Origin of the sequence: Micromonospora sp. MW-13 (genome assembly GCF_003434305.1) — a bacterium.
Classification (GTDB): domain Bacteria; phylum Actinomycetota; class Actinomycetes; order Mycobacteriales; family Micromonosporaceae; genus Micromonospora.
The window spans coordinates 111,321-124,880 of the sequence record NZ_QKKX01000035.1; the positions used below are offsets into that span (position 1 = coordinate 111,321).

9 protein-coding genes are annotated in these 13,560 nt (G+C 72.6%); 6 read left to right on the forward strand and 3 right to left on the reverse strand.

The annotated features are described in order from the left end of the window. The first annotated feature begins 88 nt into the window (after positions 1 to 88). On the forward strand, positions 89 to 4,183 hold the full coding sequence (gene hrpA, locus C5N14_RS18895; protein WP_117669435.1) for an ATP-dependent RNA helicase HrpA: 4,095 nt from the start codon (positions 89 to 91) through the stop codon (positions 4,181 to 4,183). Between the two features lie 37 nt (positions 4,184 to 4,220). Here the strand turns inward: hrpA and rfbB are convergent, their stop codons facing one another. Together rfbB and C5N14_RS18905 are read right to left on the reverse strand one after the other, a co-directional pair. Further along, positions 4,221 to 5,261, reverse strand: coding sequence for a dTDP-glucose 4,6-dehydratase (gene rfbB / locus C5N14_RS18900; protein WP_117669436.1), 1,041 nt, complete (start codon positions 5,259 to 5,261; stop codon positions 4,221 to 4,223). 202 nt (positions 5,262 to 5,463) lie between these two features. Continuing rightward, positions 5,464 to 6,393, reverse strand: coding sequence for a LysR family transcriptional regulator (locus C5N14_RS18905; RefSeq protein ID WP_117669437.1), 930 nt, complete (start codon positions 6,391 to 6,393; stop codon positions 5,464 to 5,466). A 35-nt stretch (positions 6,394 to 6,428) separates the two neighbouring features. Between C5N14_RS18905 and C5N14_RS18910 the strand changes: the two genes are divergently transcribed. The 3 genes from C5N14_RS18910 to C5N14_RS18920 are packed head-to-tail and all read left to right on the forward strand — an operon-like array spanning position 6,429 to position 9,858. Further along, entirely contained in the window at positions 6,429 to 7,160 is a 732-nt protein-coding gene (locus tag C5N14_RS18910) for a succinate dehydrogenase cytochrome b subunit (RefSeq protein WP_117669438.1), read from the forward strand. Positions 7,161 to 7,162: 2 nt separating this feature from the next. Further along, positions 7,163 to 9,100, forward strand: coding sequence for a fumarate reductase/succinate dehydrogenase flavoprotein subunit (locus C5N14_RS18915; RefSeq protein ID WP_117669439.1), 1,938 nt, complete (start codon positions 7,163 to 7,165; stop codon positions 9,098 to 9,100). Next, positions 9,097 to 9,858, forward strand: coding sequence for a succinate dehydrogenase/fumarate reductase iron-sulfur subunit (locus C5N14_RS18920; RefSeq protein WP_117669440.1), 762 nt, complete (start codon positions 9,097 to 9,099; stop codon positions 9,856 to 9,858). The genes C5N14_RS18915 and C5N14_RS18920 overlap by 4 nt, the downstream gene beginning before the upstream one ends. A gap of 119 nt (positions 9,859 to 9,977) precedes the next feature. Here C5N14_RS18920 and C5N14_RS18925 read toward each other — a convergent pair whose 3' ends face one another. After that, on the reverse strand, positions 9,978 to 10,946 hold the full coding sequence (locus C5N14_RS18925) for a peptidoglycan DD-metalloendopeptidase family protein (RefSeq protein ID WP_117669441.1): 969 nt from the start codon (positions 10,944 to 10,946) through the stop codon (positions 9,978 to 9,980). Between the two features lie 357 nt (positions 10,947 to 11,303). Here C5N14_RS18925 and C5N14_RS18930 point away from each other — a divergent pair, with 357 nt between their 5' ends. Both C5N14_RS18930 and C5N14_RS18935 read left to right on the forward strand, forming a co-directional pair. Continuing rightward, complete coding sequence (locus C5N14_RS18930; protein ID WP_243639759.1) at positions 11,304 to 12,314, forward strand: serine hydrolase; 1,011 nt, start codon at positions 11,304 to 11,306, stop codon at positions 12,312 to 12,314. Between the two features lie 106 nt (positions 12,315 to 12,420). Beyond that, positions 12,421 to 13,560 (forward strand): MBL fold metallo-hydrolase, encoded by a 1,140-nt coding sequence (locus C5N14_RS18935; RefSeq protein WP_117669443.1) that lies wholly within the window; start codon positions 12,421 to 12,423, stop codon positions 13,558 to 13,560.

The following is a 13,560-nucleotide window of genomic DNA, read 5'->3' on the forward strand; positions in this document are numbered from 1 at the left end:
CCCGCGGTCGGTGTCGGTCGGCGGTCAACTCTAGACGGCGATAACCGGGGGGCGGTCGGCACTCGGGCTGCCTATCCTTGGCGACGACATGCAGAATCCAGCCGTACCCGCCGCGCCCGACACCGTCCGCGAGCTGCACCGCCGCCTGCCCACGCTGATGTTCCGCGACCAGCGCCGAATCCAGCGGCGCCTCGACGGCATCCGGCGGCTGCGCGACCCGCAGCGGCGCGAGGCCGCCCTGGCCGAGATCACCGCCGACGTGGCCCGGGCCGAGCAGCGCCTCGCCGACCGTCGGGCGGCGGTGCCCGTGATCACCTACCCGGCCGGGCTGCCGGTCAGCGACCGCAGGGACGACCTCGCCGCCGCGATCCGCGACCACCAGGTGGTGATCGTGGCCGGCGAGACCGGGTCCGGCAAGACCACCCAGCTACCGAAGATCTGCCTGGAGCTGGGGCGCGGGGTGCACGGGCTGATCGGGCACACCCAGCCGCGCCGGCTGGCCGCCCGGACGGTGGCCGACCGGATCGCCGAGGAGCTGGGCACCGAGCTGGGCGACGTGGTCGGCTACAAGGTCCGCTTCACCGACCAGGTCGGCGACCGCAGCCTGGTCAAGCTGATGACCGACGGCATCCTGCTGGCCGAGTTGCAGACCGACCGGATGCTGCGCCAGTACGACACGTTGATCATCGACGAGGCGCACGAGCGCTCCCTCAACATCGACTTCATCCTGGGGTACCTGCGGCAGCTCCTCCCCCGCCGGCCCGACCTCAAGGTGATCATCACCTCGGCGACCATCGAGACCGGGCGGTTCGCCCGGCACTTCGCCGCCCCGCCCGCCGAGGGGGAGACGGAGGGCAGGCCGGCGCCGGTGGTCGAGGTGTCCGGGCGCACGTACCCGGTCGAGGTGCGGTACCGGCCGCTGGTCGAGGTCGCCGAGGCCGAGGCCGACGAGGCCGACGAGGCCGACGAGGCCGACGAGGCCGACGAGGCCGACGACGAGGAGAACGTCCGCGACCAGGTCCAGGCGATCGGCGACGCGGTGGAGGAGCTGGCCGCCGAGGGGCCGGGCGACATCCTGGTCTTCCTCTCCGGCGAGCGGGAGATCCGGGACACCGCCGATGCGCTGGGCCGGCTGGTGGAGAGGAAGCGGTCGCTGCTCGGCACCGAGATCCTGCCGCTGTACGCCCGGCTGTCCGCCGCCGAGCAGCACCGGGTGTTCGCCCCGCACGCCGGGCGGCGGGTGGTGCTGGCCACCAACGTCGCGGAGACCTCGCTGACCGTGCCCGGCATCAAGTACGTGGTGGACCCGGGCACCGCCCGGATCTCCCGCTACTCCAGCCGGCTGAAGGTGCAGCGGCTGCCGATCGAGCCGGTGTCCCAGGCGTCGGCCAACCAGCGCAAGGGCCGCTGCGGGCGCACCTCGGACGGCATCTGCATCCGCCTCTACGACGAGCCGGACTTCCTGTCCCGCCCGGAGTTCACCGACCCGGAGATCCTGCGCACCAACCTGGCCTCGGTCATCCTCCAGATGACCTCGATCGGGCTGGGCGACGTCGCGGCGTTCCCGTTCATCGACCCGCCGGACCGGCGCAACGTCACCGACGGCGTGAACCTGCTGCACGAGCTGGGCGCGCTGGACCCGGCCGAGACCGACCCGGACAAGCGGCTCACCCCGCTGGGCCGGCGGCTGGCCCAGCTCCCGGTCGACCCCCGGCTGGCCCGGATGGTCCTCGAGGGCGAGCGCAACGGCTGCGCCACCGAGGTGATGGTGATCGCCGCCGCGCTGTCCATCCAGGACCCGCGCGAGCGCCCGGCGGAGCGGCAGGCCCAGGCCGACCAGGCGCACGCCCGGTTCGCCGACCGGGAATCCGACTTCGTCGCGCTGCTGAACCTGTGGCGGTACCTGCGGGAGCAGCAGCGGGAGCTGTCCTCCAGCGCGTTCCGCCGGATGTGCAGGGCGGAGTACCTCAACTACCTGCGGGTACGCGAGTGGCAGGACATCGTCAGCCAGCTCCGCCAGGTGCTGCGTACCCCCGACCAGGGCGGCGCCGGGCGCGGCGGGCGCGGCGCGAAGGAGGCCGGGACGGACGGCGGTCGGCGCGGCCCGGCCGCGGACCTGCCGGAGGAGATCGACACCCCGAAGGTGCACCAGTCGCTGCTGCCCGGACTGCTGTCCCACGTCGGGCTCAAGGACCCGCAGAAACACGAGTACCTGGGGGCGCGGGGGGCGAAGTTCGCGCTGTTCCCCGGCTCGGCGCTGTTCAGGAAGCCGCCGCGCTGGGTGATGGCCGCCGAGCTGGTGGAGACCTCCCGGCTGTGGGGGCGGGTGGCCGGCCGGGTCGAGCCGGAGTGGGTCGAGCCGCTGGCCCAGCACCTGGTCAAGCGCAGCTACAGCGAGCCGCACTGGGAGAAGAAGCAGGCGGCGGTGCTGGCGTACGAGAAGGTCACCCTGTACGGCGTGCCGCTGGTCACCGCCCGGAAGGTGAACTTCGGCCGGATCGACCCGGCGCTGTCCCGGGAGCTGTTCATCCGGCACGCCCTGGTCGAGGGCGACTGGCAGACCCACCACCAGTTCTGGCAGGACAACCAGCGGCTGCTGACCGAGATCGCGGAGCTGGAGAACCGGGCCCGCCGGCGGGACATCCTGGTCGACGACGAGACGATCTTCCAGTTCTACGACGAGCGGATCCCGGCCGACGTGGTGTCGGGGCGGCACTTCGACGCCTGGTGGAAGCAGGCCCGCCGGGAGCGGCCGGACCTGCTCACCTTCACCCGGGAGCTGCTGGTCAACGCCGGCCGGGGCGGGGTGGACGAGGCCGACTACCCGGACGAGTGGCGGGCCGAGGGGGTCGCCCTCCCGCTGACGTACACCTTCGACCCGGGCACCTCGACCGACGGGGTGACCGTGGACATCCCACTGCCGCTGCTCAACCAGGTGCCGGCGGAGAGCTTCGACTGGCAGGTCCCCGGGCTGCGCGAGGAGCTGGTGATCGCGCTGATCCGATCACTGCCCAAGGCGGTCCGGCGCAACTTCGTCCCGGTCCCCGACTACGCCCGGGCCGCGCTCGCCGCGATCACCCCGGGCGAGGAGCCGCTGCTGGACGCGCTGACCCGGCAGCTACGCCGGATGACCGGGGTGACCGTGCCCCGGGACGCCTGGGAGCCGGCGAAGCTCCCCCCGCACCTGCGGGTCAGCTTCCGGGTGCTCGACGAGGAGAACAAGCCCGTCGCCGAGGGCAAGGACCTGCCGGCCCTGCAACGCCAGCTCCGCCAGGAGGTCCGCCAGGTGGTGGCCGCCGCCGCGCCGGACGTGGCCCGCGCCGGGCTGACGGAGTGGAGCATCGGCGCCCTGCCGCGCACCATCGAGCAGGTCCGCGCGGGGTACGCGGTGACCGGGTACCCGGCGCTGGTCGACGAGGGGCCGACGGTCGGGGTGAAGGTCTTCGACTCCGAGGCCGAGCAGGCCGCCGCGCACTGGGCTGGCACCCGGCGGCTGCTGCGGCTGACCGTGCCGTCCCCGGCGAAGTTCCTCCAGGGACGGCTGTCCAACGAGGCGAAGCTGGCGCTGAGCCGCAACCCGCACGGCGGCGTGCAGCAACTCATCGAGGACGCGGCCGGGGCGGCGATCGACAAGCTGATCGCCGACGCGGGCGGCCCGGCGTGGGACGCCGAGGGCTTCGCCGCGCTGCGCGAGCGGGTCCGCGCCGACCTGGTGGACACCGTGGTCGAGGTGATGGGTCGGGTCCGGCAGGTCCTCGCCGCCGGGTACGCCGTCGAGCAGCGGCTCGGCAAGACCCAGAACCTGGCCGTGGTGGCCGCCCTGGCCGACATCCGGGCCCAGCTCTCCGGCCTGGTGCACGCCGGCTTCATCACCGAGGCCGGGTACCCTCGCCTGCCCGACCTGCTGCGCTACCTGACCGCGATCGAGCGGCGGCTGGACCGGCTGCCGGGCAACCCGCAGCGGGACCGCCAGCAGCAGGACCGGATCGCGGTGGTGCAGAAGGAGTACGCCGACCTGCTCGCCGCGCTGCCGCCGAGCCGGCGGGGGTCGGCGGCGGTGCGGCAGATCCGCTGGATGATCGAGGAGCTGCGGGTGAACGTGTTCGCCCAGGCGCTGGGCACCCCGTATCCGGTCTCCGAGCAGCGAATCTACCGGGCGATGGACGACGCCGAGGGCCGCTGAGCCGGCGGGACGGCGTGCTGGCGGCGGTGCTGCCGGGTCAGTGCACCGGGGCCGGCACCGCCCGGCCGACCGGGAGCCCCCGCACGGAGTTGGTCAGGCCGCCGGGGCGGGCCTCCGGGTACGCGTGCGCCCACCAGGCCCGGTTCTCCCGGTACCAGTGGAAGACCTCGGACAGCCCCTCGGCGAACGGGACCTGTGGCTCGAAGCCCAACTCGTCGGAGATCTTGGTGTAGTCGAGCGAGTACCGCTGGTCCTGGACCTTGCGGTCGGCGACGTGCCGCACCCGGTCCCAGCCGGCCCCGGCGAGCAGCAGGATCTTCTCGGCCAGCGCCTTGTTGGTCAGCTCGACGTCGCCGCCGATGTTGTAGACCTCCCCGGCACGGCCTTTGCCCAGCACCAGCGCGATGGCCCGGCAGTGGTCGTCGACGTGCAGCCACTCGCGGACCGCGCCGCCGTCGCCGTGCAGGGTGATGTCCCCGCCGGTGAGCAGGCTGGTGACGAAGCGCGGGATGACCTTCTCCACGTGCTGGTAGGGCCCGTAGTTGTTGGCGCACCGGGTGATCGACACGTCGACGTCGAAGGTGCGCCAGTACGACCGCACGACGTGGTCGCTGGCCGCCTTCGACGCCGCGTACGGCGAGTTGGGCTCCAGCACGCAGCGCTCGGTCCACGCGCCGTCGGTGATCGACCCGTACACCTCGTCGGTGGAGACGTGCACCACCCGGCCCACCCCGGCGCGGGCGCACGCGGCCATCAGGCGGTGCGAGCCCATCACGTTCGTCTCGAAGAACGGGGCCGGGTCGTCGATGGAGCGGTCCACGTGCGACTCGGCGGCGAAGTGCACCACCGCGTCGTGCCCGGGGACCAGGTCGGCGAGCAGCGGCCGGTCGCAGATGTCGCCCCGGACGAAGGCCAGGCGGGGGTGGCTGGCGGGCAGATTGTTCCGGTCGCTCGCGTAGGTCAGCTTGTCCAGGACCGTCACGTGGCAGTCCTCGAAGCCGACGTACCGCCCGTTGAGCAGGCTCCGGGCGAAGTGTGACCCGATGAAGCCGGCACCGCCGGTAACCAGGATCCTCATGTGGTGGCCTCCCTGCCACGCGAGCCCGCGCGTTCGACTTCGATTTCGATTTCGACAGGCCGACGGGGCGTCGAGCCGGTGCAAGGCTTCACCATAGGGGACCAACAGGAGCAACGCGGCTCATACGACGCGCTTAAGGACTATTTAACTCAAGCGCGGCACAAACGGACGGCATGATCGCGGCCGTTCCCCCGACCAGGTCTCACCGCGGCTCCACTCCGGGCGGGAGGTCGTCCAGCTCGGTCGCGGTGTGCACGTAGTCCAGCAGGATGCGGCGCAGCTCGCGTCCGGAGTGGGTGGGCACGACGTCGCGCCGGCGGGCCACCGCGATGGTCCGGCGCACCCCGGGCGGGGCCAGCCGGGTGACCCGGATGCCGGGGCGGCGGGCCACCACGATGCCGGGCACCAGCGCCACCCCGAGCCCGGCCTCGACGAAGCTGAGCACGGCGTCCATCTCGCCTCCGTCGACGGACAGGGTGGGCTCGAAGCCGGCCTCCCGGCACGCCTGGAGGGTGGCGTCGCGCAGGTCGTAGCCCTCGCGGAACATGACCAGCGGCTGGCCGCGCAGGTCGGTTACGCGCAGCTCGCCGGCCGCCGAGGTGCCGGGGACCTCGTCCAGCGAGGCCACCACCAGGCTCTCCCGCAGGATCTCCTCGGTGCGCAGCCCGGGATCCGCGCCGTGGGCGGGCATGATGATCAACGCCAGGTCCAGGTCGCCGCGGAGCAGGCCGCGGACCAGGTCCTGTGAGCCACTCTCCTCCACCCGCAGGTCGACGCCGGGGTGGGCGTCGCGGAACCGGCGCAGCACCGGCGGGGCGAGCGAGGTGGCCAGGCTCGGGGTGGCGCCGAGGCGGACCCGTCCGCGCCGCAGCCCGACCAGTTCCTGGACCTCGCGGGTGGCGGTCTCGACGTCGGCGAGGATGCGTTTGGCCAGCGGGAGCAGCACCTCGCCGGCGGCGGTGAGGGTGATGTTGCCCCGCACCCGCTCGAACAGCGGCGCCCCGAGGTCGGTCTCCAGGGCGTGAATTTGCTTACTCAACGAGGGCTGGGTGATGCCGACGACGTCGGCGGCCTGGGTGAAATGTCGCACTTCTGCGACCGCGACGAAGTAGCGGAGCTGATGGAGCTGCATCTACATAGCCTATGGCTATCAAGACTGCGAGGTTGATGCATTGGACGACTAATCCAAGTACTCCTAGCGTCGGTCGGGTGGTACTCACGAAAACTCGGTCGCCCATCCGCTCCAACGTCGGCCTGAAGGCCGTCATGGCGGTGACGGGCATCCTCCTTGTGCTGTTCCTGATCGCCCACATGCTCGGCAACCTGAAGATCTTCACCGGCGAGACCGCGTTCGACCACTACGCGCACTGGCTGCGCGACATCGGCACGCCGCTGCTCCCGTCGACCTGGTTCCTGTGGCTGCAACGCACGGTGCTGCTGGCGGCCGTGCTGGGCCACATCGCCGCCGCCACCGTGCTCGCGATGCGCGCCCGGGCCGCCCGCCCGGTGCGGTACGCCCACCGCAAGGCCGTCCGGGGCAGCTACGCGGCCCGCACCATGCGCTGGGGCGGGGTGATCATCCTGCTCTTCGTGATCTACCACATCCTGGACCTGACCACCGGTCACCTGAACCCCCAGGGCGCTCCCGGCAACCCGTACGGCAACGTGGTCGCCGACTTCGCCCCGCAGCGCTGGTACGTCACGCTCTTCTACACCCTGGCGATCGTGGCGCTCGGCTTCCACCTGCGCCACGGCGCGTTCAGCGCGTTCCGCAGCCTCGGCCAGCAGAGCCCGAGGGGCGAGCGCCGGGCGCGCGCCGCCGCGCTGGTCCTCGCCGTCGCGCTCTGTGTCGGCTATCTGGTGGTCCCCTTCGCCGTACTCACCGGATTGGTGGCCTGACCATGGATCTGTTCACCGAGGGCGACCCGATCGCCGACACGAAGGCCCCCGAGGGCCCGGTCGAGACCCGCTGGGACCGCCGCCGCTTCGAGGCCAAGCTGGTCAACCCGGCCAACCGCCGCAAGCTGACGGTGATCGTGGTGGGCACCGGCCTGGCCGGCGGCTCTGCCGCGGCCACGCTGGCCGAGCAGGGCTACCGGGTCAGGTCGTACTGCTACCAGGACAGCCCGCGCCGGGCCCACTCGATCGCCGCGCAGGGCGGCATCAACGCCGCCAAGAACTACCGCAACGACGGCGACTCGGTACACCGGCTGTTCTACGACACCGTCAAGGGCGGCGACTTCCGCTCCCGGGAGTCGAACGTGCACCGGCTGGCCGAGGTGTCGGTCAACATCATCGACCAGTGCGTCGCCCAGGGGGTGCCGTTCGCCCGCGAGTACGGCGGCCTGCTGGACACCCGCTCGTTCGGCGGCGCGCAGGTGCAGCGCACCTTCTACGCCCGGGGCCAGACGGGCCAGCAACTGCTGCTCGGGGCGTACCAGGCCCTGGAGCGGCAGATCGGCCTGGGCAACGTGGAGATGAACGCCCGGCACGAGATGCTGGAGCTGGTCGTCGTCGACGGCCGGGCCCGGGGCATCGTGGTCCGGGACATGGTCACCGGCGAGATCAGCACCGAGCTGGCCGACGCGGTGGTGCTCGCCTCCGGCGGGTACGGCAACGTCTTCTACCTCTCCACCAACGCCAAGGGCTGCAACGTCACCGCGACCTGGCGGGCGCACCGCAAGGGCGCGTACTTCGCCAACCCCTGCTACACCCAGATCCACCCGACCTGCATCCCGGTCTCCGGCGACCACCAGTCGAAGCTGACCCTGATGAGCGAGTCGCTGCGCAACGACGGCCGGGTGTGGGTGCCGAAGGCCGAGGGCGACGACCGCGCGCCCCGGGACATCCCCGAGGGCGAGCGGGACTACTACCTGGAGCGGATCTACCCCTCCTTCGGCAACCTGGTCCCCCGGGACATCGCCTCCCGGGCCGCCAAGAACGTCTGCGACTCCGGTCGGGGCGTCGGGCCGACCAAGCTTGGCGTCTACCTCGACTTCGCCGACGCCATCGACCGGCTCGGCCGCAAGGCCATCGAGGCCAAGTACGGCAACCTGTTCGAGATGTACGAGCGGATCACCGGCGAGGACCCGTACCAGGTCCCGATGCGGATCTATCCCGCCGTGCACTACACGATGGGCGGCCTCTGGGTCGACTACGACCTCCAGTCGACCATCCCCGGCCTGTTCGTGATCGGCGAGGCGAACTTCTCCGACCACGGCGCGAACCGGCTCGGCGCCTCCGCGCTGATGCAGGGCCTCGCGGACGGCTACTTCGTGCTGCCCAGCACCATCGCCCACTACCTGGCGTCCGGGCCGCTGGAGAAGGTCGACGCCAGCCACCCGGCGGCCGTCGAGGCCCGCGCCGACGTCGAGGACCGCATCCGGCGGCTGCTGGCGGTGAACGGCGATCGGACGGTCGACTCGTTCCACCGCGAGCTGGGCCAGATCATGTGGGAGCACTGCGGGATGGAGCGCAGCGAGGCCGGTCTGCGCAAGGCGATCGACGAGATCCGGGCGCTGCGCGAGGAGTTCTGGAAGCGGGTCCGGGTCCCGGGCGACGGCGAGGGGCTCAACCAGTCGCTGGAGAAGGCCGGCCGGGTGGCCGACTTCTTCGAGCTGGCCGAGCTGATGTGCGTCGACGCCCTGCACCGCGAGGAGTCCTGCGGCGGCCACTTCCGCGCCGAGCACCAGACCCCGGACGGCGAGGCGCAGCGCGACGACGACCGGTTCGCCTACGTGGCGGCCTGGGAGTACACCGGCACCGGTGAGCCGGTCGTGCTGCACAAGGAAGACCTGAAGTTCGAATACGTGCACCCGACGCAGCGGAGCTACAAGTGAACCTGACCCTGCGCATCTGGCGCCAGCGCGGCCCCGAGGACAAGGGTCGGATGGTGACCTACCAGGTCGACGACGTCTCCCCCGACATGTCGTTCCTGGAGATGCTCGACGTGCTCAACGAGCGGCTGATCCTCTCCGGCGAGGAGCCGGTGGCGTTCGACCACGACTGCCGCGAGGGCATCTGCGGCATGTGCGGCCTGATGATCAACGGCGACGCGCACGGTCCGCAGCGCGGCACCACCGCGTGCCAGCTGCACATGCGGCAGTTCTCCGACGGCGACACGATCGACATCGAGCCGTGGCGGGCCCGCGCCTTCCCGGTCATCAAGGACCTGGTGGTCGACCGGGGCGCCTTCGACAAGATCATCGCTGCCGGCGGGTACATCACCGCACCGACCGGCAGCGCCCCCGAGGCGCACTCCACGCCGGTGGCCAAGGCCAACGCGGACGCCGCCTTCACCTCGGCCGCGTGCATCGGCTGCGGGGCCTGCGTGGCGGCCTGCCCGAACGGCTCCGGAATGCTGTTCACCGCCGCCAAGCTCACCCAGCTCTCGCTGCTGCCGCAGGGCCAGCCGGAGCGGTACACCCGGGTGGTCGGGATGGTCGACGCGCACGACGAGGCCGGCTTCGGCGGCTGCACCAACGCCGGCGAGTGCACGGTGGTCTGCCCGAAGGGCATCCCGCTGAACACCATCGGCCGGCTCAACCGCGACTACCTCGCGGCCACCGCCAAGGGCGGGGGCACTCCGGGCTCCTGACCCGGCCGTGCCCCGACGGGCCGACCGCCGCACCCCAGCGAGGGCCGGTCGGCCCGTCTCCGGGCAGGCCGCGCGGGCGACGGTGCCGGCCCGGCGGGCGACGGCCGGCCACCGGCGGTTCAGATCAGCACGCTCCAGGTCACCGGACCGACGAGACCGTCGGCGACGAGACCGTTGCGGCTCTGGAAGCTGCGTACCGCGGTGGTGGTGACCGAACCGAGCCCGCCGTCCACGACGAGGCTCGCACCCCGGGCGTTGAGCGCGGTCTGGAGGCCACGGACCAGGTCGCCGGAGTTGCCCTCCCGCAGGGGCAGGACGAGGGCCGTCCAGGTGATCGGGCCGACCAGGCCGTCGGCGTAGAGTCCTCGACCGCTCTGGAACAACCTGACCGCCGAGGCACAGGCCGGCCCGAAGACGCCGTCCACGACGACGGAGACGCCGCGCGCCCGCACCAGGTACTGGATCACCCGGGGCACCCACCCCGAGGCGCCCTGGCTGACGCTCGGGTAGCCGGTGCTGCCGACGGGGGCCGTCGCGCCGAGGGTGATACCCCGGTTGGCCAGGAAGACCCGGGGGTCCGTCGAGGTCAGCCGGGGCCGGTGGATCTCGAAGTGCAGGTGCGGGCCGCTGGAGTTGCCGGTGGTGCCCATCAGGCCGATCAGCTGTCCGCAGCTGACCTGCTGGCCGACGCCGACCAGCACCCGGTGGAGATGGCCGTAGTAGGAGAAGTAGCTGTCGGCGTGGTTGAGGTGGACGCTGTTGCCGGTGCGACCGGCCAGGGGACCGCTCGACGTGTCCCCCGGGTACGAGTTGGTCTTGATGTCCCGGACCGTTCCGTCCGCCGTCGCGTAGACCGGGGTGCCCTGGTCGTTCGCCACGTCCCAGCCCGTGTGGGTGGGCCGGCTGGGAGTCTTGTACCCGGAGGTCAGTGCGCCGAGCGTCGGGTTGCTCCAGCCGGCGACCGCCGCCAGCGCCGGGCTGGGCACGCCGACGACCCCGACGCCGATCCCGACGCCCAGCGCCGTGAAAAGGGTGCGGCGCCGAGCCGGCGCGTCGAGTAGGCGGCCCGTTTCCGGATCGTCGCTCATTGTTGTCTCCCGATGCTCGCTCACGCGCGGTGACCGGCGGACGCTCCGGTACCGGCCGGTAGTGATCGTAGATATTCCATCTCGATAGATCAATGTCCGGAACTCTTCCGCCGACTGCCGAGCCGACCGGGCGAGCCTCCGGGGGACGGCACCCACCTGGCAGGGCATGCGGGACGCCCAGGACGGGCGGCGACCGGATTCGACCGGGGTGCTCCGGACGGTTGGCGGGCCGACCAGCACGGCCCGCTCGGCAGTGATGCGGCGGTCACGATGAGTGATTCCGGGGGCCCGCCGGAATCGATCTCTTCCCCTAGGGTGGCGGGACGGATGATCCGCGACCACCAACGGGAGAGACGAGTGACGATCAGGGTGAACCGCAGGGCCGCGCTGGGGCTCGGCACGGTGGCAACCGCCGGCACGGTGCTCGGCGCCGGCACGCCGGCCTCCGCCGCCGGCCTGCGCCCCCGGAAGGCGGCCAACGCGAGCGAGGCCGCGAGCTGGGTGGCTGCCAGGTACGCGCAGGAGTCCGCCCGGGCCGGCGGCAACTGGCAGGCGTACGTGACGGTCGCCAACCCGTCCGGTGCCCCGCTGGTGGCCGTCGCCGACGAGGCGGACGCCCAGATCGAGGCGTACAGCGTGAACAAGATCGCGGTGGCCACGGCGGTGCTGGACAAGGTCGACCGGGGACTGCTCACCCTCGACCAGCGGGTCGACGTGACGGCGTCGATCGTGGTGCCCGGCGGGGACGGGATCTTCAGCCTGGACGGCGCGTACCCGAGCAGCGTCACCCTCGGGCACGCGCTGGCCAACCTGCTCACCGTCTCCGACGACACCGCCGTCCGGCTCTGCGGCCTGGTCTGCCCGGCGGTCGAGCTGAACCAGATCCTGGTGGCGAAGGGCTTCCCGAACACGCAGGTGCAGCCGGTGGCCAACCCGAACCGGTTCTTCCTCGGCACCAGCACCCCCCGGGAGACGCACGACCTGCTGCGGGCGCTGGTCGCCGGCACGCTGCTGTCGGCGTCCTCGACGGCGTTCCTGCTCGGGCTGCTGCGCTCCCCCGTCGCGTTCACCGACGGGATCCGGCGCGAGATGTCCTCCGCGCAGCGGGCCCGGATCGCCACCAAGGCGGGCTGGTTCGGCGACGCCCGGCACGAGGCCGGGGTGATCTTCGACTCCGCCGGCGCGGCGGTGCTGACGTACGCCCTGTTCGCCAACGGGCAGGCCGACGCGGACAACTTCGGCGCGACCCACCCGGCGGTGCAGGCCCGGGCCCGGATGGGGCGCAGCTTCCTGGCCACCATCGACGGGCTGAGCGGCGTCGGGGCCAGCTACCGGCCGACCGTGCGGCGGCCGAGCAACGGCGGCTGACCAGCCCCCGGGCACCCGCGCGGCCGAGCCGACCGGCACCCGGCGCGCGGGTGCGGCGGCGGACTACCGTGTACTGGCGGGACACCGGCGGAGGGGGCGGGCGACGATGGGGGCACCAGCGGAACAGGCCGGGCAGCGGGCGCTCGGGCGGCGGCTGCGCGGTGCGGCCGGGCTGGCCGCGCTCGCCGGCCTGGCCTGGGTCGCGCGGGACGTGCCGGCGGCGCTGGGCGGGCGGCTGACCGGGGCGCGCGCCGCGCGGGCGGCCCGCTCGCCGCAGTTCCGCGACGGCACCTTCCACAACCCGGCGAGCACCCGGACGATGGCCGGCGCGCCCGACCGCAACCTGGTCCGCGAGCTGATCTTCGGCAAGCAGAAGCGCCGGCCGTCCGCCGCCGTCCCGCTGCTGCGGCCGACCGACGCGCCCGCCGCGACCGAGCGCGAACTCAACGTCGTCTGGTACGGCCACGCGTCGGCGCTGATCGAGATCGAGGGGCACCGGGTGCTGGTCGACCCGGTGTGGAGCGACCGGTGCTCGCCGTCGGCGCTGGTCGGGCCGCGGCGGCTGCACGAGCCCCCGGTCGGCCTCGACGAGTTGCCCGCCGTGGACGCGATCCTGATCTCCCACGACCACTACGACCACCTCGACATGGCCACCGTGCGAGCGCTGCTGGCCGGGCAGTCGGCGCCGTTCCTGGTGCCGCTGGGCGTCGGCGCCCACCTGGAGCGCTGGGGCGTGCCGGAACACCGGATCGTCGAGCTGGACTGGTCGGAGAGCCACCGGGCCGGGCCGTTGACGATCACCGCCACCGCCGCCCAGCACTTCTCCGGCCGGGGCCTGCGCCGGGACGGCACGCTGTGGAGCTCGTGGGTGGTGGCCGGCGCGCACCGGCGGGTCTTCTACACCGGCGACTCCGGCTACTTCGACGGGTACGCCGAGATCGGCGCGGAGCACGGCCCGTTCGACGTCACGCTGATGCAGATCGGCGCGTACGACCGGGCGTGGCCGAGCATCCACATGTTCCCGGAGGAGGCCGTGGCCGCCCACCTCGACCTGCGCGGCGGGCTGCTCGTCCCGGTGCACTGGGCGACGTTCAACCTGGCCCTGCACGACTGGTCGGAGCCGGTGGACCGGATCTGGGCCGAGGCGAAGGCCCGCGACGTGCGGCTGGCCGTGCCCCGCCCCGGCGAGCGGGTGGTGGTCGACGACCCGCCCGCGGTCGACGGCTGGTGGCAGTCGGTCGCCTGA